This is a genomic window from Streptomyces hawaiiensis (genome assembly GCF_004803895.1).
GTDB lineage: Bacteria > Actinomycetota > Actinomycetes > Streptomycetales > Streptomycetaceae > Streptomyces > Streptomyces hawaiiensis.
Genome location: NZ_CP021978.1, coordinates 1,442,352 through 1,466,927 on the forward strand (window position 1 = coordinate 1,442,352; position 24,576 = coordinate 1,466,927).

20 protein-coding genes, 1 pseudogene and 1 riboswitch are annotated in these 24,576 nt (G+C 73.7%); of the genes and pseudogenes, 6 read left to right on the top strand and 15 right to left on the bottom strand.

Annotated elements, in window-relative coordinates:
• Positions 1-29: 29 nt before the first annotated feature.
• The 8 genes from CEB94_RS06660 to CEB94_RS06695 all read right to left on the bottom strand — a co-directional run bounded on the left by CEB94_RS06660 (position 30) and on the right by CEB94_RS06695 (position 9,788).
• Complete coding sequence (locus tag CEB94_RS06660; RefSeq protein ID WP_175431277.1) at positions 30-3,026, bottom strand: AAA family ATPase; 2,997 nt, start codon at positions 3,024-3,026, stop codon at positions 30-32.
• Positions 3,023-4,186, bottom strand: coding sequence for an exonuclease SbcCD subunit D (locus tag CEB94_RS06665; protein WP_175431278.1), 1,164 nt, complete (start codon positions 4,184-4,186; stop codon positions 3,023-3,025). The genes CEB94_RS06660 and CEB94_RS06665 overlap by 4 nt, the downstream gene beginning before the upstream one ends.
• A 729-nt stretch (positions 4,187-4,915) precedes the next feature.
• Entirely contained in the window at positions 4,916-5,542 is a 627-nt protein-coding gene (locus tag CEB94_RS06670; protein WP_175431279.1) for a YigZ family protein, read from the bottom strand.
• Positions 5,543-5,569: 27 nt separating this feature from the next.
• A complete protein-coding gene (locus tag CEB94_RS06675) occupies positions 5,570-6,112 on the bottom strand; it encodes a SixA phosphatase family protein (protein WP_175431280.1) in 543 nt (180 codons plus the stop codon).
• On the bottom strand, positions 6,109-6,825 hold the full coding sequence (locus CEB94_RS06680) for a hypothetical protein (protein ID WP_175431281.1): 717 nt from the start codon (positions 6,823-6,825) through the stop codon (positions 6,109-6,111). The genes CEB94_RS06675 and CEB94_RS06680 overlap by 4 nt, the downstream gene beginning before the upstream one ends.
• A gap of 103 nt (positions 6,826-6,928) precedes the next feature.
• Positions 6,929-7,726 (bottom strand): ABC transporter ATP-binding protein, encoded by a 798-nt coding sequence (locus tag CEB94_RS06685; RefSeq protein ID WP_175431282.1) that lies wholly within the window; start codon positions 7,724-7,726, stop codon positions 6,929-6,931.
• A complete protein-coding gene (locus CEB94_RS06690; protein ID WP_175431283.1) occupies positions 7,723-8,775 on the bottom strand; it encodes a FecCD family ABC transporter permease in 1,053 nt (350 codons plus the stop codon). Before CEB94_RS06690 ends, CEB94_RS06685 begins: the two co-directional genes overlap by 4 nt.
• Positions 8,772-9,788 (bottom strand): ABC transporter substrate-binding protein, encoded by a 1,017-nt coding sequence (locus tag CEB94_RS06695; RefSeq protein WP_175431284.1) that lies wholly within the window; start codon positions 9,786-9,788, stop codon positions 8,772-8,774. The genes CEB94_RS06690 and CEB94_RS06695 overlap by 4 nt, the downstream gene beginning before the upstream one ends.
• Before the next feature lie 69 nt (positions 9,789-9,857).
• Positions 9,858-10,044: riboswitch (cobalamin riboswitch) on the bottom strand.
• 80 nt (positions 10,045-10,124) lie between these two features.
• Between CEB94_RS06695 and CEB94_RS06700 the strand changes: the two genes are divergently transcribed.
• The 3 genes from CEB94_RS06700 to CEB94_RS06710 all read left to right on the top strand — a co-directional run bounded on the left by CEB94_RS06700 (position 10,125) and on the right by CEB94_RS06710 (position 13,535).
• Positions 10,125-10,553 (top strand): CoA-binding protein, encoded by a 429-nt coding sequence (locus tag CEB94_RS06700; protein ID WP_175431285.1) that lies wholly within the window; start codon positions 10,125-10,127, stop codon positions 10,551-10,553.
• A gap of 131 nt (positions 10,554-10,684) precedes the next feature.
• Positions 10,685-12,289: an APC family permease gene (locus CEB94_RS06705; RefSeq protein WP_175431286.1), complete on the top strand. Its 1,605-nt coding sequence runs from the start codon at positions 10,685-10,687 to the stop codon at positions 12,287-12,289.
• Between the two features lie 22 nt (positions 12,290-12,311).
• Positions 12,312-13,535, top strand: a complete 1,224-nt coding sequence (locus CEB94_RS06710; RefSeq protein ID WP_175431287.1) for a 4-hydroxybenzoate 3-monooxygenase — start codon at positions 12,312-12,314, stop codon at positions 13,533-13,535.
• An 11-nt stretch (positions 13,536-13,546) separates the two neighbouring features.
• Here the strand turns inward: CEB94_RS06710 and CEB94_RS06715 are convergent, their stop codons facing one another.
• The gene (locus CEB94_RS06715) at positions 13,547-13,906 is read right to left on the bottom strand and encodes an ArsR/SmtB family transcription factor (RefSeq protein WP_175431288.1); all 360 of its coding nucleotides are present in this window, start codon (positions 13,904-13,906) and stop codon (positions 13,547-13,549) included.
• Between the two features lie 9 nt (positions 13,907-13,915).
• Here CEB94_RS06715 and CEB94_RS06720 point away from each other — a divergent pair, with 9 nt between their 5' ends.
• Complete coding sequence (locus CEB94_RS06720) at positions 13,916-15,028, top strand: cation diffusion facilitator family transporter (protein WP_425472433.1); 1,113 nt, start codon at positions 13,916-13,918, stop codon at positions 15,026-15,028.
• A 1-nt stretch (position 15,029) separates the two neighbouring features.
• Here the strand turns inward: CEB94_RS06720 and CEB94_RS06725 are convergent.
• Together CEB94_RS06725 and CEB94_RS06730 are read right to left on the bottom strand one after the other, a co-directional pair.
• Positions 15,030-15,586, bottom strand: a pseudogene (locus tag CEB94_RS06725) (YbaK/EbsC family protein).
• Between the two features lie 43 nt (positions 15,587-15,629).
• Positions 15,630-16,202, bottom strand: coding sequence for an XRE family transcriptional regulator (locus CEB94_RS06730; protein ID WP_175431290.1), 573 nt, complete (start codon positions 16,200-16,202; stop codon positions 15,630-15,632).
• A gap of 97 nt (positions 16,203-16,299) precedes the next feature.
• Here CEB94_RS06730 and CEB94_RS06735 point away from each other — a divergent pair, with 97 nt between their 5' ends.
• Complete coding sequence (locus tag CEB94_RS06735) at positions 16,300-17,157, top strand: DMT family transporter (protein ID WP_175431291.1); 858 nt, start codon at positions 16,300-16,302, stop codon at positions 17,155-17,157.
• Between the two features lie 246 nt (positions 17,158-17,403).
• Here the strand turns inward: CEB94_RS06735 and CEB94_RS06740 are convergent, their stop codons facing one another.
• On the bottom strand, positions 17,404-18,201 hold the full coding sequence (locus CEB94_RS06740) for an acyltransferase (protein WP_175431292.1): 798 nt from the start codon (positions 18,199-18,201) through the stop codon (positions 17,404-17,406).
• A gap of 111 nt (positions 18,202-18,312) precedes the next feature.
• Here CEB94_RS06740 and CEB94_RS06745 point away from each other — a divergent pair, with 111 nt between their 5' ends.
• Positions 18,313-18,840: a gamma carbonic anhydrase family protein gene (locus tag CEB94_RS06745; RefSeq protein ID WP_175431293.1), complete on the top strand. Its 528-nt coding sequence runs from the start codon at positions 18,313-18,315 to the stop codon at positions 18,838-18,840.
• Between the two features lie 13 nt (positions 18,841-18,853).
• On the opposite strand, the gene CEB94_RS06750 is transcribed toward CEB94_RS06745, so the two are convergent.
• The 3 genes from CEB94_RS06750 to CEB94_RS06760 form a co-directional block, all read right to left on the bottom strand.
• Positions 18,854-19,477, bottom strand: a complete 624-nt coding sequence (locus CEB94_RS06750; protein ID WP_175431294.1) for a DedA family protein — start codon at positions 19,475-19,477, stop codon at positions 18,854-18,856.
• 72 nt (positions 19,478-19,549) lie between these two features.
• A complete protein-coding gene (locus CEB94_RS06755; RefSeq protein WP_175431295.1) occupies positions 19,550-21,934 on the bottom strand; it encodes a phosphoketolase family protein in 2,385 nt (794 codons plus the stop codon).
• Between the two features lie 101 nt (positions 21,935-22,035).
• A complete protein-coding gene (locus CEB94_RS06760; protein WP_175431296.1) occupies positions 22,036-24,483 on the bottom strand; it encodes a beta-glucosidase family protein in 2,448 nt (815 codons plus the stop codon).
• Positions 24,484-24,576 lie beyond the last annotated feature (93 nt).

Here is a 24,576-nt window from a genome sequence, read left to right on the forward strand (position 1 = left end):
CGAGCGCGGTCGGCAGGTGGGCGGCGGTCTCAGCCGGCACCGCGCTGGCGCAGCGCCGACCCGGACCGGCCCTTGACGACCTCCAGCTGGGCGTGGATCCGCCGCCGCAGGTCGGGCACATGACTGACGATGCCGACGCTGCGGTCGCGTTCGCGCAGGGAGTCGAGGACGTCGAGGACCTCGTCGAGGGTCTGGTCGTCGAGGCTGCCGAAGCCCTCGTCGATGAAGAGGGTGTCCAGCCGCACCCCGCCCGCCTCGTCCGTGACGACGTCGGCGAGGCCGAGGGCCAGGGCGAGTGAGGCGAAGAACGTCTCGCCGCCCGACAGGGTCGCCGTGTCGCGTTCGCGGCCGGTCCACGCGTCGACGACGTGCAGGCCGAGCCCGCTGCGGCCGCGGCCGGTGCGGTCGTCGGAGTGGACGAGGGTGTAGCGGCCCGAGGACATGCGGCGCAGCCGTACGGTCGCGGCGGCGGCGACCTGCTCCAGCCGGGCCGCCAGCACGTACGACTCCAGCCGCATCCGGCGTTCGTTGTCCGCCGCGGTGCCGGCGGCGAGTCCGGCCATCCGGGCGACGCGGTCGTACTCCTCGCGCAGCGGCGCCAGCCGGCGCACGGAGGCGGTCGCCCGGGCGGACAGCCGGTCGAGTTCGGCGCAGCGCCGGCCGGCGGCGTCGTGGGCGGAGGCGGCGTCGCGCAGGAACCGGGCCGCCTCGTCGGCCGTCCGCTGTGCCGAGTCCGGGTCGGCCTGCGGCTCGCGGGCCGCCGCGGCCGTGTCGGCCTCGGCGAGGACGGCCCGTACGGCGGCCTCCTCGTGCTGCCAGGCGTCCAGGCGGTGTTGCAGTTCGCGGTGGGCGGCGTTGTCCAGGAGGGCGGCGGCCGCGGCCTGCGGCGTCTCGAAGCCGGCGCGGAAGGCGGCGTCGGCGAGGCGGGCGTCGGCGTCCTTGAGCCGCCGGGCGCTGTCCTCGGCGACGCGGGCGGCGTCGGCGGCGTCCGTGAGCAGCGCGGTCCGCCGCTCCAGCTGTGCGGCCCGCGCGGCGACACTGTCCAGGGTGCCCCGCGTCCGGTCCAGCTCCTCCTCCAGGGCGGCCCGTTCGCGGTCCAGCCGCTCCCGGTGACCGACCCGGGAGGCGGTCCGTACGGCGGTCTCCTGCCGGGCGGCGAGGCGCCGTTCGTGCTCGTGTCCGGCCTGCCGCAGCCGCTCCTGCGCGGCGTGCAGCTCGGCGGCTACGCCGCGGGCCCGCACATACTGCTCCTCCAACTCCGCGAGATCGTGGGCGAGTTGCCCGGTGGGGGTGTCACCTGCCTCCGCGGTGGCGGCGGCCAGTGCCTCCCGTACGACGCCGAGGCGCCGTTCGTCCTCGGCGCGCCGCTCGTCGGCGCGCTGGTAGGCGGTGAGGGCGTGCTCCTCCGCCTCGCGGTCGACGTGCCCGGCGACCTTGCGGGCCGGGGCGGGGTGTTCGGTGGCGCCGCAGACGGCGCAGGGGGCGCCGTCGGTGAGGTTCGCGGCCAGTTCGGCTGCGATGCCGTTCAGGCGCTGCTCCTTGAGGTCGAGCCAGTGCTGCTTGGCCCGGAGCGTCTCGTCCTGCGCGGTGCGGACCCGTTCTACCGCCTGGTCCGTGTCCTGGGCGAGCTGGTCGCGCGTGCGGGCCGCCCGCAGCCGCTGCTGGGCGGGCTCGCGCCGTACGGCGAGCTGCTCGGCCTGGGCGGCGGCCTGCTGCGCGGAGTCGACCCGCGCCTGGAGTGCGGTGCGCGTCTCCTCCCAGTCGTCGAGCCAGACCTCCGCCTCCTGCAAGAGGTCCGCGTCGGCGCGCTCCTGGCGGTCCAGGCCCTCCCGCTCGTCGAGGAGTTCGGCCAGCCGCCGCTCGGCGCGGCGTGCCGAGTCGAGCCCGCCCAGTTCCTCGGCGGCCCGGCGGGCGGCGGCGGCGAGCCCGGCCGCGCCCGCGTCGGCGAAGGCCTCCGGCAGCAGGGCACGCGCGCGTGCCTCGGCGGCGGCCGCCCGGCGGTGTTCGGCTTCGGAGGCTTCCCGCAGGTCCAGGGCGGGCGCGACCGCCTCCGCCTTGCGGGCCCGGTCCATGAGCGCCTGCGCCTCCCGGTAGGCGGCGGCTCCCTGCTCCAGGCGCGCCGCCCGTTCCCGTGCCTGGGCGAACCGCCGCTGGAGCCGGGCCAGTTCGCGGACGTCGTCCAGGGCGCGGCCGGCGGCGGCCTGCGCGGCCTCGGCGGCGGTGAGCGTGCACGCGGCGACGGTGAGCTGTTCCCGGGCGGTGCTGCGGGCGACGGCGGCCGCGCTCAGTACGGCCTCGGCGAGGCCCGGTTCGCCGGGGGCGAGTTCGGGCAGTTCCATGGCGTCGCCCGCGGCCTGCTGCATGCGGTGGGCGTCGGCCAGCAGCTCCGTGTCCCCGTCCCGCACCTGTGTCTCGGTGGCGCGGCGGCGCTCGGCGAGGCGCTTTTCGACGTCGGCGAAACGGCGGGTGTCGAACAGGCGGCCCAGCAGCTTGCCGCGGGCCTCGGCGTCGGCGCGCAGGAACCGGGCGAAGTCGCCCTGCGGCAGCAGCACGACCTGGCAGAACTGCTCCCGGCTCATGCCGAGCAGCTGGGTGATCTCCTCGCCGATCTCCTGGTGCGAGCGACTGAGGTCCTTCCAGGCCCCGGCCGTCGCGTCGTACTCGCGCAGCCACGTCTGGGCCTTGTCCAGGGTCGTGCCGGTGCCGCGCTTCTTGGCGCGCTCCCAGGGCGGCTGGCGGGTGACCTCCAGGCGTCGCCCGGCGACGGTGAGGTCGAGGGTGACCTCGGTGCGGGTGGCGGGCGCGGCGTGGTCGCTGCGCAGGGTCGTGCCCTGCCCGCCGCCCTGCCGGGCGCCCGGCACCGAGCCGTAGAGGGCGTAGCAGACGGCGTCGAGGACGGATGTCTTGCCGGCGCCGGTGGGGCCGTGCAGCAGGAACAGCCCGGCTGTCGACAGTTCGTCGAAGTCGACGGTCTGGGTGCCTCCGAAGGGTCCGAAGGCGGTGACCGCGAGCCGGTGGAGCCTCACCGGGCCACCTCCCGTACGGTCTCGTCGGCCCGCACCGCGTCGAACGCGTCGCGCAGCACGGTCTGTTCGTGCGGGTCGGGTCCGGCGCCGCGCACATGGGCGACGAAGTCCTCCGCGATCTGCTGGTCGCTGCGGCCGGCGAGGCGCCGGGCGTACGACACCTCGGACTCGTCCTCGGCGCGGTCGGGGTCGAAGACGAGGCTGAGCGTGTGCGGGAAGCGCTCGGTGAGCCGGGCCATCGGGTCGGCCGGGCGGACCGGGTCGGTGAGGGTCGCCTCGACCCATGCCTCCTCGTGCCGTGTCAAATCCGGGTCGGCGAGCAGGTCCTCCAGCGTGCCCCGGATCCGGGCCAGGGCGCGGGGCACCGGGCAGTCGACGCGCTCGGCGTCCACGGAGCCGTCGGCGGCCAGGTCGACCAGCCACATGCTCTTGCGGTGGGCGGCCTCCGAGAAGGAGTAGGGCAGCGGGGAGCCGGAGTAGCGGACGCGGTCGGTGAGGGTCTGGCAGCCGTGCAGATGCCCGAGCGCCACATAGTCGACGCCGTCGAAGACCCCGGCCGGTACCGCGGCGACGCCGCCGACGGTGATGTCCCGCTCGCTGTCGCTGGGTTCGCCGCCGGTGACGAAGGCGTGCGCGAGGACGACGGAGCGGGTGCCGGGCGCCCGGGTGGCGAGGTCGGCGCGGACCCGGTCCATGGCGGCGGCCAGCACGGCCTCGTGCCCGGCCTTCGCCACCCCGAACTCGTCCTTCACCAGGGCCGGTTCGAGGTAGGGCAGCCCGTAGAAGGCGACTTCCCCGTCGGCGTCCGCCAGCACCACCGGGGTGCCGGCCGCCGACGGCTCGGTCCGCAGATGGATGCCGGCCCGCCCGATGAGTCCGGCGCCGACGCCCAGCCGGCGGGCCGAGTCGTGGTTCCCGGAGATCATCACCGTCGGCACGCCGAGGTCGGCGAGGCGGTGCAGGGCGTCGTCGAACAGCTCGACGGCGGCGAGCGGCGGCACCGCACGGTCGTAGACGTCTCCCGACACGACCACCGCGTCGACGGCCCGCTCCCGCACGGTGGTGACGAGGTGGCCGATGAACTCGGCCTGGGCGCCGAGCATGTTCACCCGGTGGAACGCCCGGCCGAGGTGCCAGTCGGAGGTGTGCAGCAGCCTCAAGACGCCGCTCCGGCCTGCATGTCTCCCCCTGCTGTCGCTCTTCGGGCCGGCACGAGCCGGTCCGGCTCGCTGTCAGGCCCACCACGCTAACGCGTGTGGGCACCTGGTCCACCACGAACCTCGGACCGTCCCGCCCTTCCGGCGGCAATTCAGGGGAAATGTCCGCAACTGTGGTGTGAACCAGGTCATTCCGGCGCGATGCCGTACTCCCGCGCCCACCGGTCGAGGCAGAGGGCGGTCTCCAGTCCGTTGCTGCGCAGCCGCGTCGAGACCGACGTCGGCCCGGGGCAAAGGCTGGGCGAGGCTCCGGGACGAGGATCGGGGGGGCCTACCGCCGGTTCGAGCAGGAGTTCCCCGGCGGCCGCCTGCTCGATCCGCGGGATGTCGCCGAGGTGATCGCGTTCCTGCTCTCGGGCCGGGCGCGGTCAACGGCGCGAACATTCCCGGGGGACGGCGGACAGAACGCGCCGAGCGCCTACGGCTACTGAGCCGCTCCCGGCGGCGGCCCGGGGGGCGGGGCACGAGGGCGTCGAGCCCGTGACGGCCGGGGCCGGGTCACGGCACCGGCCGCTGACCCTCCTCGGCGACAGCAGGACGGTCGTGGTCCAGCGCTCCGCCCCGGCATGGCCGGTCCGGCCGCGGGGGCGGACCTCGGCGGCTGTGCCGCACGTCGTCTCGCTCACCGGCGCGCGTCCCCGCCGGTACCCGGCGTTCGAGGCGGCGCCGCAGTCAGGCGTCCCCGTACGCCTCCCCGCCCGGTTCGAACCCGGCCGTCCCGGCGGTGGCGTCGGCGAGCCAGGACCGGAAGGTGTCCACGTCGGCGTCCGGGAGGGCGATGTCGATCGTGACCGCCTCCTCGTAGCGCACGCCGCGGACTTCGTGCCCGGTGGTGCGCAGGTCGTTCTCGAGTTTGCCGGCCCGCTGGTGGTCGACGGTGACCGTGGCCAGCCGGAACCTGCGGCGGGTGCGGGTGCCGAGGGTGTCAAGGGCCTCGCCGACCGCTCCGCCGTAGGCGCGGATCAGACCGCCGGCGCCGAGTTTGACGCCGCCGTAGTAGCGGGTGACGACGGCGACGACGTACCGCATGTCGCGGCGCAGCAGCATCTGGAGCATGGGGACGCCGGCGGTGCCGCCGGGTTCGCCGTCGTCGCTCGCCTTCTGGACGGAGGCGTCGGCGCCGATGACGTAGGCCCAGCAGTTGTGGGAGGCGTCGGCGTGTTCCTTGCGGACCGTGGCGATGAAGTCCTGCGCCTCCTGCTCGGTGGCCGCCGGGGCGAGGGCGCACAGGAAGCGGGAGCGGTTGACCTCGGTCTCGTGCACGCCGGCGCCGGCGACCGTGCGGTATTCGTCCTGCATCCGGCCAGCCTATGCGCGGGCCCGGGGCTACTTCTTCGCGCCCCGGGGCACGGTCAGGGACGTGAGCAGCGCGGTGCCGGGGGCGAGGGCGGGCCAGGCCGTGCCGCGCCAGGACAGGACGGCGATCGCCGAGGTGGGGAACTTCGTACGGACCTGCTCCAGGGTGTCGTCGAGGCCGTCGCCGGCGAGGGCCAGGACCAGTTCCTCCAGCCCGGGGTTGTGCCCGATCAGCAGCAGCGTCTCCACCTCGGCGGGCACCTCGTGGACGACGGCCAGCAGGCCGGAGGGGCCGGCGGCGTACAGCCGCCGGTCGTGGCGGACCGGCGGGGGTGTGCCCCACTCGGCGGCGGCCAGGCCCCAGGTCCGGCGGGCGCGTACGGCGGTGGAGCACAGCGCGAGGTCCGGCAGGAGGTCCGCGTCGGCCAGGGCCCGCCCGGCTGCGGGGGCGTCCCGGCGGCCGCGCGGGGCGAGAGGACGTTCGTGGTCGGCGACGTCCAGGGGCCAGGCGGACTTGGCGTGCCGCAGCACGACCAGGCGGCGCTGCGGGCCTGCTCCGGCGCGTTCGATCACGACGGGGATCCCAGGTCGCGGGTGAGGTCGAGGCCGAGGAGCCGGTCGGCGTAGGCGTACGTCTCGAACCGGGCGCCGTCGGGCAGGTCCGGCTCGGTCTCGACCTGACGGAGCACGTCCAGCACCCGGGGCACGTCCAGGTCGTCCTCCCAGGCGTCGCGCAGCCGCCCCCGCACGGCGTCGGGAATCGGCCGTGAGGGCTGCCGTGCCCAGCGGGCGACCGCACCGCGCCAGCGGGCGAGGGTGGCGCGGGCGTCGTCGAGTCGGGCCGCCTCCAGCCGGACGGGGGCGCTGTGGTGACGGGAGATCAGGGCGAGGCGCAGGGCGGCGGGGTCGCAGTGGTCCGTCGGGCCCGGCTCGACCGGCGCGACGGCGATCCGTACCCCGTCGGCCACCGCCCCGCCCTCGGCGGTGACATGGACGACCTGGGCCTCGCCCAGGCCCGCACCGACGTCGGGGCTGTCCTCGAAAGGGCGGATGCCGAGCGTCGCGGCGCCCGCGCGCAGCTCCGGCTGCCGCCGGCCGCCGGTCAGCAGGGCCCAGACCGGTGTGCCGCCGAGTTCCAGGGTCCGCACGAGCAGGTCCCCGACGAGCAGCACCCGCAGGTTCGTCGTGTCGGAGCCGGGCGCGTGCACCACGACACGGGTCAGGCCCCGGCGGGCCGGGGCGGGGTCGACCGGCTCACGGGTTCGGGCGTCGATGATGCGCAGCACGAGGTGAGCGTAGGCGGGCGGGCGGGCACGCGCAGGCAGGTGCGGCGTTTTCCGGCCACCGTGGCGACAATCGCCCCACCAATGGCGTGCCCGGCCGCTCCTGTCAGGCCAGCGTGCCCAGGAACCGCACATGGGGCCGCCCCTCGGGCCCTTCGCGGCTGACGGCGGCCCGCACCCCGTACACCTCGGCGATGAGCTCGGCCGTGAGGACGTCCTCGGGGGTGCCTCCCGCCACGACCCGCCCCGCGGACAGTACGACGACCCGATCGCAGTACATCGCCGCGAGGTTGAGGTCGTGCAGGGCGACGACGGTCGTGACCGGCAGGCCTGTGACCAGGGTGAGCAGGTCGAGCTGGTGGTGGATGTCGAGGTGGTTGGTGGGTTCGTCGAGGAGGAGTTCGCGGGGTTCCTGGGCGAGCGCGCGGGCGATCTGCACCCGCTGGCGTTCGCCGCCCGAGAGGGTGTGCCAGAGTCGGCCGGAGCGGCCGTCGAGGCCCGTGCGCTCCAGGGCGGCGCGCACGGCCCGCTCGTCGTCCGCGCAGGCGGGTGTCCAGGCGCGGCGGTGCGGGACGCGACCCAGCCGCACAATGTCCTCGACCGTCAACTCCACCTGGGTGTCCGACTGTTGCTCGACGACGGCGAGGCGGCGTGCGACCGTGCGGCGGGGCAGGTCGCCCAGCGGTGTGCCGTCGAGGGTGACGACTCCGGAGGTCGGCGTGAGCAGCCCGGCCAGCAGCCGCAGCAGCGTGGACTTGCCGGAGCCGTTGGGACCGAGGACGCCGACCGTGGAGCCGGTCTCCGGGGCGAGGGCGACGCCGTCCAGGATGAGACGCCCGCCGGCACTGCGGCTGACCCGGTCGGCCCGCAGCCCCGCCCCCGCCGTCGCCCCCGCGCCGCTCACCGCGCCCTCCGCGTCCGGTACAGCACCGCCACGAACGCCGGCACCCCGATCAGCGACGTCACGACCCCCACCGGAACCTCCTGCGGATCGAGGACCGTTCGGGCCAGGGTGTCCACCCATACGAGGAACACCGCCCCCGCGAGGGCGGTGACCGGCAGCAGCCGCGTGTGCCCGGGGCCGGTCAGGGCCCGGGCGGCGTGCGGCAGGACCAGTCCGACGAAGCCGATCGCCCCGGCCGAGCTGACCAGCGCGGCGGTGAGCAGGGCCGTGACGCACAGCAGCACCAGGCGGGTGCGGGCGACGGACACCCCGAGCGCGGCCGCCGCGTCCTGCCCGAAGGCGAAGGCGTCGAGGGTACGGGCGTACGACAGGCACACCACGAGCGCCACGGCCAGCACCGCCAGGCACAGCCATACGTCGGTCCAGCCGGCGCCGCCGAGTGAGCCGAGGAGCCAGAACAGCACACCGCGGGTGGTCTCGGCGTCGGCGGAGGTCATCACGACGAAGGAGGTGAGCGCGGAGAAGAGCTGCATGGCGGCGACGCCCGCGAGGACCACCCGGTCGGTGGTGCCGCCGAGGGTGTGGCTGAGCAGCAGCACCAGCGCGAAGGACAGCAGGGCGCCGAGGAACGCGCCCGCCGACACCGAGAGGGCACCGCCACCCGCGCCGAGCACGACCACGAGGACCGCTCCGGTGGAGGCGCCCGAGGACACCCCGAGTACGAAGGGGTCGGCGAGCGGGTTGCGCAGCAGCGACTGCATCACCGCCCCGCACACGGCGAGTCCGGCTCCGCACACGGCCGCGAGCAGGGTGCGCGGCAGTCGCAGCTGCCAGACGATCCCGTCCCGGATCGGCGTCAGCTGCGAGCTGCCGAGGCCGAGGTGGGCGGCCACGACGGACCACACGTCACCGACGCGGAGGTCGGCGGGACCGATGGTGAGGGCCACCGCGACGGACGCGGCGAGCGCGACGGCCCCGGCCGCCCCCAGGGCGAGTCCGGCCCCGCGCCGGGGCCGGACCCCGGCATCCGGCGGACCTTGGGCGGTCACTTCACCAGCCCGGACCGGCGCAGCCCGGCGGCCACCTGCTCCACGCCCTCGACGGTGCGGATGGTCGGGTTCATGGCCTGCCCGCTGAGCAGCACGTACCGCTTGTGCCGGACGGCGTCCATGTTCCTGGTGACCGGGTTGGACTCCAGGAAGGCGATCTTCTTCGCGGCCGACTCGGCGGTCTGCGACTTACGGGTCAGGTCGCCGATGACGAGGACGTCGGGGTCGCGGTCGGCGACCGTCTCCCAGTTGACCTGCGGCCACTCCTCGTGTGTGTCGTCGAAGACGTTCTTCGCGCCGAGGGCCCGGGTGATGATGCCGGGCGCTCCGCAACAGCCCGCCATGTAGGGCGACTCGGAGTTCGCGAACCAGTAGAGGAGGGTGACGTCGGAGGCGTCGATGCCCGCCGTGGCCTTCTTCATGCGCTGCCGGAGGGAGGACACGAGCGCGTCGCCGCGACCCTTCACTCCGAACACGGTCGCGAGGTCACATACTTCGCCGTAGACGGTGTCGATGCCCAGAGCCTTGTCGCGTGCGCCGTCACCGCCGCCCGAGTTGTCCTTGCCCGCGCAGTCGGACGGGGAGACGTAGGTGGGGACGCCGAGCTTCTCGAACTGCTCGCGGGTGGCGACGCCGCCCTTGCCGAGGGTGGAGACGAACGACGCGGCGACGAAGTCGGGCTCGGCGTCCAGGACGCGTTCGAAGGACGGGGTGTTGTCGGCGATGCGCGGCACCTCGGCGTCGGCCTTCTCCAGCCCCTTCATCACGGGGTCGGTCCAGGTGGCCGTGCCCGCGAGGCGGTCGGCCAGGCCGAGGGAGAGCAGGATCTCGGTGGTGCCCTGGTTGAGGGACACGGCGTGCCGCGGCGCGGCCGCGACGCGGACCTCGTGCCCGCAGTTGGAGAGTGTGACGGCGGCCTTCGCGTCGGTGGCCTCGGCGCCCCCGCAGCCGGTCAGGAGCAGGGAGCCGGCCGCGAGCAGGGCAGCGGCACGGGCGGGTGGAGCGAGGGGCACGGGAACCAGTCCTCAGTCGTCGAGGGCCCATTCGCGGAGCCCGGTCGTACGGTGCTCCCCCGCCGCGTGCGGCCGCGGGGGCCGCCAGCAGGTCTTCGGACTCGGGTTCACCCGGTGCGGGACGCCTTCCCGGACGACCGAGTCGTCCAGTGGCCGAGGCCCCGCCCGTCCCCCTCACCGCTGCGCGTCAGTTCCGGATTCGCACCGGATTCCCTGACCCACGTACATGGGTTCGACTGGCCTCGGCAAGCTATCACGGAGGCGCCCGGGAATCACCGCGCACTCCGCGTCGTTGCCGGGAGAGCAGTTCGTCCACGACTCCCGAGGAGGCCGCCGGTGTACGGCGACGAGGCAGCGGTCCGCAGGATCCTCACCGAGCTCGGCGACACCTGGGCCGTGGTGGGCCTGTCGTCGAACGAGCAGCGGGCGGCGTACGGCGTCGCGGCCGTGCTCCAGCGCTTCGGCAAGCGCGTCGTGCCGGTGCATCCGAAGGCGGAGACGGTGCACGGGGAGAAGGGGTACGCGAGCCTGGCGGACATCCCCTTCGACGTGGACGTCGTCGACGTGTTCGTGAACAGCGACCTCGCCGGGGCCGTCGCGGACGAGGCGGCCGCCAAGGGCGCGAAGGCCGTCTGGTTCCAGCTCGGCGTCATCGACGAGGGGGCGTACGACCGGGCCCGCGCGGCGGGGCTGGAGATGGTGATGGACCGCTGCCCGGCGATCGAGATCCCACGGCTGTCTCATCACCGCGTACAGGAATCCTGAAGCGTTTCCCACGAAACACCCGCGCCCGGTCAAGGCTGCACAACTGGTCTTCTTCCGCCGGCTGACCGATTCCTAACCTGAGGCCTCTTGCTCCGGACTCTTCGAGTTCACTGATGAGAGGCCCCGCATTCATGGAAAGAAACGGCCTGCGCCGGGATGTCGGGCTGATCGGGCTCATGTGGGCGTCGGTCGGGTCCATCATCGGCTCGGGCTGGTTGTACGGCGCCGAGAAGGCCGTCGTGGCGGCCGGCCCCGCGGCGATCCTGTCCTGGCTGATCGGCGCCGTTGCGATCGTGCTGCTGGCCCTGGTGCACGCGGAACTCGGCGGCATGTTCCCGGTCGCGGGCGGCACGGCCCGTTATCCGCACTACGCGTTCGGCGGGCTGGCCGGCATGTCCTTCGGCTGGTTCTCCTGGCTCCAGGCGGCGACGGTGGCCCCGATCGAGGTCGAGGCCATGATCGGCTACGCCGGACACTGGCACTGGGCGCGGGGCTTCCAGCACGCGAAGGACGGGACGCTGACGACGAGCGGCTTCGTCGTCGCCGTCGCGCTGATGGCCGTGTTCGTCGTCGTCAACTTCCTCGGCGTGCGGATCCTGGCCCACACCAACAGCGCCGCCACCTGGTGGAAGGTGGCCGTGCCGCTGGCCGCGATCTTCATCATCGCGGCCGGCAACTTCCACCCGGGCAACTTCACCGAGCACGGCTTCGCCCCGTTCGGGGCCCACGGGGTGCTGAGCGCCGTCAGTTCCAGCGGCATCATCTTCGCCCTGCTGGGCTTCGAGCAGGCGATCCAGCTGGCGGGCGAGAGCCGCGACCCGCAGCGGGACCTGCCGCGCGCCACGATCGGCTCGGTCGCCATCGGGGCGGCCATCTACGTCCTGCTCCAGGTCGTCTTCATCGCCGCCCTGCCGCTGAGCTCCTTCGCGCACGGCTGGACCAAGCTCGACTACCCCGGCATCAGCGGCCCGTGGGCGGGCCTGGCGACCGTGGTGGGCCTCGGCTGGCTGAGCGTGGTGCTGTACCTGGACGCGGTGGTCTCCCCCGGCGGCACCGGCCTGATCTACACGACGGCCACGTCCCGCGTCTCCTACGGGCTGGCCCGCAACGGCTACGCGCCGAAGCTCTTCGCCCGCACCGACGCGCGCGGTGTGCCGTGGTTCGGGCTGATCGTGTCCTTCGTGACCGGCGTGGTCTGCTTCCTGCCGTTCCCGAGCTGGCAGCAGCTGGTCAGCTTCATCACCTCGGCGAGCGTGCTGATGTACGCGGGCGCCCCGCTGGCCTACGGCGTCTTCGCGGACCGGCTGCCGCACCGGGCGCGCCCCTACCGCCTGCCCGCCGGGAAGGTCCTCTCGCCGCTGTCGTTCGTGGTGGCCAACCTCATCATCTACTGGTCCACCTGGGACACCCTGTGGCGGCTCGGCGTGGCCATCGTCCTCGGCTACGTCCTGCTCGGCGGCTACGCCTGGTACGCCACCCGCAAGGGTCTGCCCGACGCGCCCCGCCTCGACTTCAAGGCCGCCCAGTGGCTGCCCGTCTACCTGCTGGGCATGGGCGTCATCTCCTGGCAGGGCGGCTTCGGCGGCCAGGGGCACCTCGGACTGTGGTGGGACATCCTGGTCGTCGCGGTGTTCTCGCTGGCGATCTACTACTGGGCCCGGGCCTGCGCCTCCCCGTCCGGGGAGATCGAGCGAAGCATCGAGGAGGTGACGGTCGAGGAGGTGCCCGTCCACTGAGACCGGCCTCCATAATGTGCGCATGACCCACGCCTTTCCGCCCGCGGACTCCGGCGCCCCGCAACGCTTCCCAGTCGTTGTCGTGGGTGCCGGTCCCGCGGGTCTGACGGTCGGCAACATCCTGCGGGCCGCGTCCGTGGACTGCCTGGTGCTGGAGACCGAGACCCGGGAGTTCATCGAACAGCGGCCCCGGGCCGGGGTCATCGAGGAATGGGCCGTACGCGGCTTGGAGAAGCGGGGTCTCGCCCGCAATCTGCTGGACAGCGCGGAACTGCACACGGCCTGCGAGTTCCGCTTCGTCGGGGAGCGTTATCGGTTCCCGTACGGCGAGCTGACGGGCAGCCACCACTTCGTCTACCCGCAGCCGTTGCTGGTGACGGACCTGGTGCGCGAGTACGCCGATGTCCGGGGCGGCCGGATCCGCTTCGGCGTCCGGGACGTGCGGGTCCAGGACCTCGGCACCGACCGGCCGTCGGTGTCGTACACCTGCCCCGAGACGGGTGAACGCCACGTCGTGCACTGCGACTTCGTCGCCGGGTGCGACGGGGCACGCGGAGTGACCCGGGCCTCGCTCCCGCCCGAGCGGGTCCGGATCGCGCGGCACGACTACGGCATCGGCTGGCTGGCCCTGCTCGCCGAGGCGCCGCCGTCCGCCGACTGCGTGCTGTTCGGCTGCCACGCGCGCGGCTTCGCCGGACAGATGCCCCGCAGTCCGCAGGTGACCCGCTACTACCTCCAGTGCCCGCCGGGCGACGACCCGGAGAACTGGCCGCACGAACGCGTCTGGTCGGAGCTCCAGGAACGGCTCGGGGCGGCCGGTGTGCCGCCGCTGACCGAGGGCCGGCTGATCGAGAAGCGCGTACTGGACATGCACGATTACGTGGTCGAGCCGATGGTGCACGGCCGGCTCTACCTCGCCGGGGACGCGGCCCATCTGGTCGCCCCCATCGCCGCCAAGGGCATGAACCTCGCCCTGCACGACGCCTTCCTGCTCGGCGACGCCCTGGTCGCCCGGCTGACCACCGGCGACGGCAGCGGCCTCGACGGCTACGCGCAGGCGTGTCTGCGGCGCGTGTGGGACTACCAGGAGTTCTCGCAGTGGCTGTCCGAGGTGTACCACGGCACGGCGGCGGGCGACCCCTTCCGCGCGGGCACCACGCTCGCCCGGCTGCGCCGCCTGTTCACCTCGCCCGCGGCGGCCGCCGCCTTCGCCGAGCAGTACCTCGGGACGGCGGCGCGTCACTGAGCGGGCCGTACTCAGTCGTGCGGGGGGCGGTCGCTGAGGCGGTGGTCGGCCACGTTCAGCGCCTCGTCGACGAGCCGGCGCAGATGGCCGTCGCGGAGTGAGTAGATCACCCGGCGGCCCTCTTTGCGCGTGTTCACCAGGCCCGCGAGGCGCAGTCGGGCCAGGTGCTGGCTGACGGCCGGTCTGGCCGCCCCGCACGCCTGCGTGAGCGTCGTGACGTCGGCCTCCGACCCGGTCAGCGCGTGCAGCAGGGCGAGCCGGGTGCGGTCCCCCAGCAGGGCGAGGAGTTCCGCGGCGAGCGCGAGCTGCTCCTCGCCGGGGCTGCGCGGATGCGCATTATGCGCAGATGACAGGTGCATGCGTGCGCTCATACGCACATAATGGCGCCTCGGCATGGGTACGTCCACTCTCGCGCGCACCGAAAGGGGACCCACGTGAGCGACCGGCACGAGCACTCCCACCCCCACGACCACACCCACGGGCACCGGCACGACCGGCGGCAGCGGCACGGCCTGCGCCATCGGATCGGCCACCTCCTCGCCCCGCACTCCCACGAGACGGCCGACAAGGTCGACTCCGCCCTGGAGTCCTCGGCCCGCGGGATGCGGGCGCTGTGGGTCTCGCTCGTCGTCCTCGGCGTGACGGCGCTGGCCCAGGCGGTCGTGGTGGCCTTCTCCGGATCGGTGGCGCTGCTCGGGGACACGGTGCACAACACCGCGGACGCGCTGACCGCCGTCCCGCTCGGGATCGCCTTCGTGCTGGGCCGGCGCGCGGCCACGCGCCGCTTCACTTACGGCTACGGGCGGGCCGAGGACCTGGCGGGGCTGGTGATCGTGCTGACGATCGCCGCCTCCGCGGCCTTCGCGGGCTGGACGGCCGTGGACCGGCTGCTGGATCCGCGCCCGGTCACACACGTCCCGGCGGTCGCCGTGGCCGCTCTCGTCGGCTTCGCCGGCAACGAGTGGGTGGCCCGCTACCGCATCCGCGTCGGCCGCTCGATCGGCTCGGCGGCGCTGGTCGCCGACGGGCTGCACGCCCGTACCGACGGATTCACCTCACTGGCCGTGCTGCTGGGCGCCGGAGGCTCGGCCCTCGGATGGCAACGGGCGGACCCGGTCGTCGGGCTGGTGATCACGGCGGCGATCGTCCTGGTCCTGCGGGACGCGGCCCGGGAGGTGTTCCGCCGGGTGATGGACGCCGTCGACCCGGCGCTGGTGGACCGGGCCGAGCGGGCCCTGACCGAGGTTCCCGGGGTGCGCGGAGTGGGTGAGCTGCGGTTGCGCTGGATCGGCCACCGGCTGCGCGCCGAGGTGGCGGTCGTGGTGGACGGCGAGGTGACGGTGCGCGAGGCCCACCGCATCGCCGTGGACGCCGAGCACGCGCTGCTGCACGCGGTACCGCGCCTGACCGCGGCCCTGGTACACGCGGATCCGGAGCCGGCCCCGGGCGAGAGCGACCCCCATCTGCCACTGGCTCACCACGTCGCGGCGTAGGTCAGGAGACCCCGAGCCCCTCCAGCACCACCGCACCCGGCAGTTCCGCGAACGCCTTGCCCGGGACCAGCAGCTTGCCGCGCCGCCGGCCGCTGCCGACCAGCACGTACGGCAGGTCGACGACGGCGGCGTCCACCAGGACCGGCCAGCTTTCCGGCAGTCCGAGCGGGGTGATGCCGCCGTACTCCATGCCGGTCTCGCCGGTGGCCGTGTCCATGGAGGCGAAGGAGGCCTTGCGGGCACCGAGCCGGCGGCGCACGACGCCGTTCACGTCGACCCGGGTGGTGGACAGCACGACGCACGCGGCGAGCGTGGACTCGCCGCCGCGCTTGCCCGCGACGACCACGCAGTTCGCCGACCGCTCCAGCAGGTCCTGCCCGTAGTGCTCCACGAAGGTGGCGGTGTCGGCCCACTCGGGGTCGGTGTCGACGTAGACGAGGTGCTCGGCGGGGACACTGGCCCGCCAACGGCGTACGGCGTCGGCGACCGGGGCGGTGAGTTCGTCGAGGCAGGCGGGGCCGGGCGGGCGTTGTCGAAGTGTCCGATGGGTGCGCGCATGGCCGCACGCTAACAACAGCGGACCGTCGGCGGACCGGGCGTCTCAGGTCACGGGCGGCACCGAGACGGCCATGACCATCTCCATGGGCCCCTCGCCGGTGTTGCCGTACGTGTGCGGGACGTTGGCCTCGAAGTGGACGCTGGCGCCCGCGGGCACCCGGTGCTCGACGCCGTCGACGGTGAGGGTCAGTTCGCCCGCCGTGACGTGCAGCAGTTCGGTCGTGCCGGCGGGGTGCGGGTCCGACGGGCTGCTCTCGCCGGGCATGAGCCGCCAGTCCCACAGCTCCAGCGGGCCGGGCGCCTCGGTGCCCGCGAGAAGCCGGTTGTAGCTGCCGGCGTCGGTGTGCCACAGCCGTACGGCCTGCTCGGCCGGGACGATGCGGACGTTCGGGCCCTGCTCGTAGTCGAGCAGGGTGGTGATGCTGACGCCGAGTGCGTCGCCGATCTTGACGACGGTGCCGAGGCTGGGGTTGGTACGGGCCTGCTCGATCTGGATGAGCATGCCGCGGCTGACCCCCGCCCGGGCGGCGAGCACGTCCAGGGTGAAGCCGCGCACCGCGCGCCAGTGCTTGACGCTCCGCGCCAGGGACTGGGTCAGCAGGTCGAGGTCCGACACGTTCCGTCCAATATTCTGTATGACACAGTGCAACCGACTGCACTATGGTGTGGTTGACCTGATCGTTCACCGAACTGTACTGCGAGGTATCCGTCCCATGACAGCGCTCTTCGCCCTGGCCACCAGCCTGTTGTGGGGTCTGGCCGACTTCGGCGGCGGTCTGCTGACCCGGCGCACGCCCGCTCTCACGGTGGTCGTGGTCTCGCAGTCGATCGCGGCGGTGGTGCTCGGCGCTGTCGTGGTGGCGACCGGCGGCTGGAGCGAGGCGGGGCCGCAGCTGTGGTTCGCCGTGGCGGCCGGGCTCGTCGGGCCGGTGGCGATGCTCGCCTTCTACAAGGCGCTCGCGCTGGGCCCGATGGGCGTGGTCTCGCCGCTGGGGTCGATCGGTGTGGCGGTGCCGGTCGGGGTGGGCCTGGTGCTGGGCGAGCGCCCCGGCCTGCTGCAGTTCGTCGGCATCCTGGTCGCCGTCGCCGGTGTGTGCCTGGCCGGCGGCCCCCAGTTCCGCGGCGCCCCCGTCCAGCGCCAGGCCGTCGCCCTGACCCTGCTCGCGGCGTTCGGCTTCGGCGCGGTGATGGCCCTCATCGCCGAGGCGTCGACGACGCTGACCGGTCTGTTCCTCGCCCTGTTCGTCCAGCGGGTGACCAACGTCGCCGCGGGCGGGCTGGCGCTGTTCGTGTCGGTACGACGTGGTGCGCCCGCCCTTCCGGCGGACGGCTTCCCCTGGCGCACCCTGCCCGCCCTCGCCTTCGTCGGCCTCGCGGACGTCGCCGCCAACGGCACGTACTCGATCGCCGCGCAGCACGGCCCGGTGACGGTCGCCGCCGTGCTGGCCTCCCTGTACCCGGTGGTGACGGCCGTGGCCGCGCGGGGCGTCCTGCGCGAACGGCTGCGGGCCGTGCAGGCCGCGGGGGCGGGACTGGCCCTGGTGGGGACGGTCCTGCTGGCGTCGGGCTGAACGGAACGGTTCAGGGCCGGCTCCGGGGTGCCGCCGGCGCAGCCAGCCCAACCGGTTCAGGGTCCGGCCCCGGGGAGCCACCGACGCAGGCCAGCCCAACCGGTTCAAGGTCCGGCCCCGGGGAGCCACCGACGCAGGCCAGCCCAACCAGTTCAAGGTCCGGCCCCGGGGAGCCACCGACGCAGCCAGCCCAACCAGTTCAGGAGCCGGCCCCGGGGAGCCACCGACGCAGGCCAGCCCAACGGTTCAGGAACCCGGCTCCAGCTCCGCGAGTCCGGCCGCCGGCTCCTCGTCCAGCTCGGCCAGCCGGGCCGCCGTCTCCTCGTCCAGGCCCGACAGCGCGCGCAGCTGCTCGGGCGTGACGCCCTCCGGTATCGGGACCGGCGCCGGGGTGCGCAGGGGCGGCTGCCAGCCGTCGGCGGCGGTCCAGCGCCGTACGACGCGGGCCGGTGCGCCCGCCACCACGGCGTGGTCGGGCACCGTGCCCCGCACGACCGCGCCCGCGGCCACCACCACGTTCCGCCCGATCCGGGCGCCCGGCAGGATCACCGCGCCCGTGCCGATCCAGCAGCCGGGCCCGATCGCCACCGGCTCCATCCGCGGCCACTGCTTGCCGATCGGCTCGTGCGGATCGTCGTAGGAGTGGTTCGTGGACGTGACGTAGACGTACGGGCCGAAGTAGCAGTCGCTGCCGATCGTGACCGTCGTGTCGGCGATGACGTGGCTGCCGCGGCCCAGGACGACGCCGTCGCCGAGCCGCAGGATGGCGTCCGGGCCCAGGTCGAGGTCGGGCATCAGACCCGCGGTGAGGGTGACCTGCTCACCGATGATGCAGTGGGAGCCGAGGCGGATCCAGGGTTCACCGAAGACCGTGCCGAGCGGGAAGGCCAGTCTGGTACCTGTTCCCATCGCGCCGAAGCGGTAGCGGCCGGGGTGCTCGGCGGTGACGGAACCCGTGCGCTGCACCCAGGCCCAGCCCGCGTGGACGGCGCGCTGCGTCAGGCCCCGCCGCCAGGATGAGAACGTGTTCTTGCGCTTCGGCACGAGCTCACGGTACTCAGCGGTAGCTCCACGCGCGGCGCCGGATACCTGTGATCTTCGCCCCACCGGGGTGGCGTACGGTGTGCGCGTTGTCTACGGCGCTGGGAGGCGGACATGGGTCAGCGGGCGATGATCACCGGGATCGGCGGCAGGGAGCCGGAGATCGACGAGACGGCGTTCGTGGCGCCGACGGCGTCGGTGATCGGGGGCGTGACGCTGGCGGCGGGGGCAAGCGTCTGGTACGGCGCCGTGGTGCGCGGTGACGTCGAGTCGATCTCCGTCGGGGCGAGCAGCAACGTCCAGGACAACTGCACGCTCCACGCCGACCCGGGGTTTCCCGTGAGCGTCGGTGAGCGGGTGAGCATCGGGCACAACGCCGTGGTGCACGGGGCGACGGTCGAGGACGACTGTCTGATCGGGATGGGTGCGACGGTCCTGAACGGCGCGGTGATCGGGGCCGGGTCGCTCATCGCCGCGCAGGCGCTGGTGCCGCAGGGGATGGTCGTGCCGCCCGGGTCGCTGGTGGCGGGGGTGCCCGCGAAGGTCCGGCGGGAGCTGTCGGAGGAGGAGCGGCAGGGAGTCACCCTCAACGGCACGATGTACGCCGAGCTGGCGAAGGCGCACCGCGAGGTGCACGCGTAGGACGGAAGCCGCTCTACTCCGCGGCGGGTACCGGCTGGGCCTTCTTCGCCTTGCGCTTGAGCACCAGCATGGATGTGAGGCCCACCAGGACCGCCGCGACCAGACCGAGCCACGAGAAGCGCTTGAGCCAGGACTCCGCGACGATGCCGACGTAGTAGATGACCGCCGTCGTGCCGCCCGCCCAGACGATGCCGCCGAGGACGTTGGCGATCAGGAACTTCCAGTACGGCATGCGGAGTACCCCGGCGAGGGGGCCCGCGAAGATGCGCAGAAGGGCGACGAAGCGGCCGAAGAAGACGGCCCACATGCCCCACTTCTCGAAGGAGCGCTCGGCGGTGGCGATATGGCCCTCGCTGAAGTGCTTGGGGAACTTGCCGCCCAGCCAGGCCAGCAGCGGCCGACCACCCTTGCGGCCGATGGCGTAGCCGATCGAGTCGCCGATGATCGCGCCGGCCGTGGCGCTGGCGCCGAGGACGACGGGGTCGATCTCGCCGTGCTGGGACGCGAGCAGCGCCGAGGAGACGAGGATGATCTCGCCCGGCAGCGGGATACCCAGGCTTTCCAGGCCGATGACCAGCCCCACCAGTGTGTAGACGGCGACCGCGGGTACGGTTTCGAGCCACTCCTGGACGTGCAACGCCGGTTCCTTTCCCTGAGCTTCCCTGCGTGCCCCGGGAAGCCTACCGGCTCTTGGGACGTCCCTCGCGGCTCAGGCGTTCCAGCTCCACTCGGCGACCTCGGGCAGGTCGGTGCCGTGCTCGCGGATCCAGGCGTGGTGGCGGGTGCGGGCGTCGGCCATCCGCTGGCGTACGGCCGTGGCGCGGACCGCGAGGCCGGGGACGCGGTCGATGACGTCCATGACCAGGCGGTAGCGGTCGAGGTCGTTGCGGACGACCATGTCGAACGGGGTGGTCGTGGTGCCGGCCTCCTTGTAGCCCCTCACGTGCAGATGCCGATGCCCGGTGCGGCGGTAGGCGAGACGGTGGATGAGCCACGGGTAGCCGTGGTAGGCGAAGATCACCGGCTTGTCGGTGGTGAACAGGCCGTCGTACTCGTGGTCGCTCATCCCGTGCGGGTGCTCCTCCTGCGGCAGCAGCCGGGCGAGATCGACGACGTTGACCACGCGGACGGCCAGCTCGGGCAGGTGCCTGCGGAGCAGGTGCGCGGCGGCCAGGGTCTCCTGGGTCGGGACGTCACCGGCGCAGGCCAGCACGACATCGGGCTCGGTGCCGTCCTCGGTGCCGGCCCACTCCCAGACGCCGGCGCCGCGGGCGCAGTGGACCCGCGCCTCGTCCATCGAGAGCCAGTCGAAGCAGGGCTGCTTGCCGGCCACGATCACGTTGACGTAGTCGCGGCTGCGCAGGGCGTGGTCCGCCACCGACAGCAGGGTGTTGGCGTCCGGCGGGAGGTAGACGCGGACGACCTCGGGGCTCTTGTTGAGGACGTGGTCGACGAAGCCGGGGTCCTGGTGGGAGAAGCCGTTGTGGTCCTGCCGCCACACATGGGAGGTCAGCAGGTAGTTCAGCGAGGCGATGGGGGCGCGCCAGGGCAGCCGGCGGGAGGTGCGCAGCCACTTGATGTGCTGGTTGACCATGGAGTCGACGATGTGCACGAACGCCTCGTAGCAGGAGAACAGCCCGTGCCGGCCGGTGAGGAGGTACCCCTCTAGCCAGCCCTGGCAGAGGTGTTCGGAGAGGACCTCCATCACCCGGCCGTGCCGGTCCAGGTCCTCGTCCACGGGCAGGGTCTCGGCCTGCCAGGTCTTGCCGCTGGCGTCGTAGACGGCCTGGAGCCGGTTGGAGGCGGTCTCGTCCGGGCCGACGAGGCGGAAGTCGCGGCGGTCGGAGGTGTCGCGCATGACCCGGGCGAGGAGGTCGCCGAGGACCCGGGTCGGCTCGTGCAGCGTCGTACCGGGTTTGTCGACGGGGACGGCGAAGTCGTCCAGGGACGGGATCGGCAGGTCGCGGACGAGCAGTCCGCCGTTGGCATAGAGGGTGGCGCCGAGGCGCCTGGTGCCGTCGGGGACGCAGGCGAGGACGTCCGCGACCGGGCGGCCCTCGGCGTCGAACAGCTCCTCGGGCCGGTAGGAGCGCAGCCAGGACTCCAGTTGCCGCAGGTGCTCGGGGTTGTCGCGGACGCCGGACAGCGGCACCTGGTGGGCGCGCCAGGTGCCCTCGACCGGTTCGCCGTCGACCTCGGCCGGGCCGGTCCAGCCCTTGGGGGTGCGCAGCACGATCACCGGCCAGTGCGGGCGCTCGGTCACGCCGTCCTCGCGGGCGGCGCGCTGTGCGCCGGCGATGCGGTCGAGCGCGGTGTCCATGGCCTCGGCCATCGCGCGGTGGACGGTGGCCGGGTCGTCGCCGGCGACGTGGATCGGCTCGTGGCCGTAGCCGCGCAGCAGCGCGTCGAGCTCCTCCTCCGGGAGGCGGGACAGCACGGTCGGGTTGGCGATCTTGTAGCCGTTGAGGTGCAGGATCGGCAGGACGGCACCGTCGTGGACGGGGTCGAGGAACTTGTTGGCGTGCCAGGACCCGGCCAGCGGGCCGGTCTCCGCCTCGCCGTCGCCGATCACGCAGGCCACCAGCAGGCCCGGGTTGTCGAGGGCGGCGCCGTAGGCGTGGGCGAGGGAGTAGCCGAGTTCGCCGCCCTCGTGGATCGAGCCGGGCACCTCGGGGGCGACGTGGCTGGGCACACCGCCGGGGAAGGAGAACTGCCGCATCAGCAGCTCCATGCCCTGCGCGTCCCGGGACGCGTCCGGGTACTTCTCGCTGTAGCTGCCCTCCAGCCAGGAGTTGGCGAGGACCGACGGCCCGCCGTGACCCGGGCCCCAGACGCACAGGGCGTCCAGCTCGCGTGCCTTGATCACCCGGCTGAGGTGGGTGTGGACCAGGTTCAGTCCGGGTGAGGTGCCCCAGTGGCCCAGCAGCCGCGGCTTGATGTGCTCGGGCCGCAACGGCTCGGTGAGCAGGGGGTTGGCCAGCAGGTAGATCTGACCAGCCGCCAGGTAGTTGGCGGCCCGCCAGTGGGCGTCCAGCGTGCGCAGTTCCTCGTCGGTCGGTGCGGTCCTGCTGTCCTGGCGCGGGGCCTCGGGCATGAATGACTCCCTGGGGTTTCTGCGGGCGGCCTCAGGAGGAGTACCAGTTTGTTCCGGTTCGATGCCAGGCGCCTCCCGGTCGTACCGCCTCCCGCACGGTGTCAGCCGCCCACCCTCGCGTCCAGACGCAGCCGCAGATCCCGTGACGACGCCCCGATCCACAGGGTCCGGGTCCCGGTGCCCAGCACCCAGTCGTGGACGTCCGGGTCCCAGGAGGACAGGGCCCGGGGCTCGACGCGGACGGTGACGCGCCGCTCCAGCCCCGCCCGCAGAGTGAGCCGCCGGTAGCCGGCCAGCACGCGTACCGGCTGGTCGAGCGGGACGTCCGGGGAGGGACCCGCGTACACCTGCGGCACGTCCACGCCGTCGCGCTCGCCGGTGTTGCGGACCGTGAAGGCGACGTCGAGGCCGTCCGCCGTCCAGACCGCCTCGGGCTCCTCGTAGGCGAAGGACGTGTACGACAGGCCGTGGCCGAAGGGGAACAGCGGCCGCACGCGCTCGGCGTCGTACCAGCGGTGACCGACGTGGATGCCCTCCGTGTACTCCTCGGTGCCGTCGACGCCCGGGTAGCGGCGCGGGTCCCCGGCGACCGGGTGCCGGTCGTCGCCGGCTGGGAAGCTCTGGGTGAGGCGGCCGCCGGGGTCGCGGTCGCCGAACAGGACGGCGGCGGTCGCGGCGGCGCCCTCCTGGCCCGGGTAGTACATCTGGAGCACGGCGCCGGTGCGCTCCAGCCAGGGCATCGACGTGGCGGACGAGGTGTTGAGGACGACGGTGGTGCGCGGGTTGGCGGCCGTCACGGCGTCGATCAGCCGCTCCTGGTTGCCGGGGAGGGCGATGGTCGTGCGGTCCTGGCCCTCGATGGCGTCCTCGTAGGCGAAGAGGACGACATCCCGGGCGGCGCGGGCGGCCCGTACGGCCTGCGTGACGTCCCCGGCCCGAGTCGCGGCGGTGATCCGGCGCAGCCGGAACAGCTGACCGGTCTCCCCGCCCCGGGCGGTGATCGACAGCCGGTGGGTGCCCTCGGTCGGCTTCATGACCCTGCGGCGCACGGACAGGCCGTCGGCCGCGTGCGTGAGCAGGCCTCCGGTGAAGTACTCGCTCCAGCCGGGGACCAGCGGGAACAGTTCCTCGCCGTCGAGCAGGACCTTCGGGCGGAGCGGGTGCGTGGCGGAGTAGTGCAGGACGAGCGTCCACTCCTCGGCCTCGGTGACGGTGAGGGTGCCGTCGTACGTCCAGGTGCGGCCTGCCTCGACGTGGTGCGCCTCGGTGTCGAAGGCGGGGTCGAGCACATCGGCCGGGAGGGGTTTGCCGAAGGCGTCCTCGCCGAGCGCGTAGGTCACCCGGGCGGCGCGCGACCGGATGGCGTCGAGGGGGCTGTCGGCGTGCTCGGGCACGACGTGGGCACTGCCACCGCCGCTGACCAGGGGCCGGGCGCCGGTCGGGCCGATCACCGCCACGCTGCCGCCGTCGCTCAGGGGCAGGGTTTTGTGGGCGTTGCGCAGCAGGGTGGCGCCCGCCTCGGCGACCTCGCGGGCGATGGCCGCACCGGCTGCCGCGTCCCGCTCCGGCCGGTGCGGGGCGATGCCGTCGAGCAGTCCGAAGCGGTCCATGACGGCCAGGACGCGGCGCACGGCCCGGTCGACATACGCCTCGGGCACGCCGCCGTCCCGTACGGCCGTGCGGAGGGCGGTGCCGTAGTGGGTGCCGTCGGGCATCTCCATGTCGAGACCCGCCAGCAGGGCCTCGCGGGTGCTGTGTGCGGCGGACCAGTCGGTCATGACGAAGCCGGTGAAGCCCCACCGCTCGCGCAGGACGCCGGTGAGCAGGGCCTCGTTCTCGCAGGCGAAGGTGCCGTTGACCTTGTTGTACGCGCCCATCACCGCGCCGGTGCCGGCGGCGACGGCCGCTTCGAAGCCGCGCAGCTCGGTCTCGTGCAGGGTCCGCTCGTCCACCCGCACGTCGACCGATGCGCGGTCGCGCTCCTGGTTGTTGAGCGCGAAGTGCTTGACGGTCGCGATGAGTCCCTCGCTCTGGATGCCCTCGATCTCGGCGGCGACCAGGTGGGCGGAGAGCAGCGGATCCTCGCTGAAGGTCTCGAAGTTGCGGCCGGCGTACGGGGTGCGGATGAGGTTGACCATCGGGGACAGCAGCACGTCCTGGCCGAGGGCGCGGCCCTCCCGCCCGATGACCCGGCCGTAGCGCCGGGCCAGGCCGGGGTCGAAGGCGGAGGCCAACAGGACGGGAGCGGGCAGGGCGGTGGCGTGCCGGGTGACACGGACACCGGCCGGGCCGTCGGCCAGACGCAGTGGGGGGATGCCGAGGCGCTCCACTCCGGCCACGTATCCGGCTTGGCCGAGGGGGCGCGGGTCGGTGGCGCCGTGCAGCAGGGAGATCTTCTCGTCGAGGGTGAGCCGGGCGAGCAGCGCCTCGACGCGGGGCGCGGGCCCGCCGCGCGCGTGGGCGGGCGACGGCACCGCGGCGACGGTGATCGCCCCGCCGATCAGACGCAGTGCGGACCGCCGGGGGATGCGAGGCGCGGTGTCGGTCATGGACGCACTATGCGCCAGACGCCGCTTGACGCTCCGTCGGACACCACGGGCGGGGCGGGTGAACCTCTGCCCGCGGGGTCGCCCGGGCGGGCG

What these genes read in the sequence shown, in the direction of transcription:
- CEB94_RS06670 (WP_175431279.1), bottom strand. Translation starts at nt 5,542, where the DNA reads ATGCAGGACGAATACCGCACGGTCGCCGGCGCCGGCGTGCACGAGACC.
- CEB94_RS06705 (WP_175431286.1), top strand. Translation starts at nt 10,685, where the DNA reads ATGGAAAGAAACGGCCTGCGCCGGGATGTCGGGCTGATCGGGCTCATG.
- CEB94_RS06710 (WP_175431287.1), top strand. Translation starts at nt 12,312, where the DNA reads ATGACCCACGCCTTTCCGCCCGCGGACTCCGGCGCCCCGCAACGCTTC.
- CEB94_RS06715 (WP_175431288.1), bottom strand. Translation starts at nt 13,906, where the DNA reads ATGAGCGCACGCATGCACCTGTCATCTGCGCATAATGCGCATCCGCGC.
- CEB94_RS06720 (WP_425472433.1), top strand. Translation starts at nt 13,916, where the DNA reads ATGGCGCCTCGGCATGGGTACGTCCACTCTCGCGCGCACCGAAAGGGG.
- CEB94_RS06735 (WP_175431291.1), top strand. Translation starts at nt 16,300, where the DNA reads ATGACAGCGCTCTTCGCCCTGGCCACCAGCCTGTTGTGGGGTCTGGCC.
- CEB94_RS06745 (WP_175431293.1), top strand. Translation starts at nt 18,313, where the DNA reads ATGGGTCAGCGGGCGATGATCACCGGGATCGGCGGCAGGGAGCCGGAG.
- CEB94_RS06755 (WP_175431295.1), bottom strand. Translation starts at nt 21,934, where the DNA reads ATGCCCGAGGCCCCGCGCCAGGACAGCAGGACCGCACCGACCGACGAG.
- CEB94_RS06760 (WP_175431296.1), bottom strand. Translation starts at nt 24,483, where the DNA reads ATGACCGACACCGCGCCTCGCATCCCCCGGCGGTCCGCACTGCGTCTG.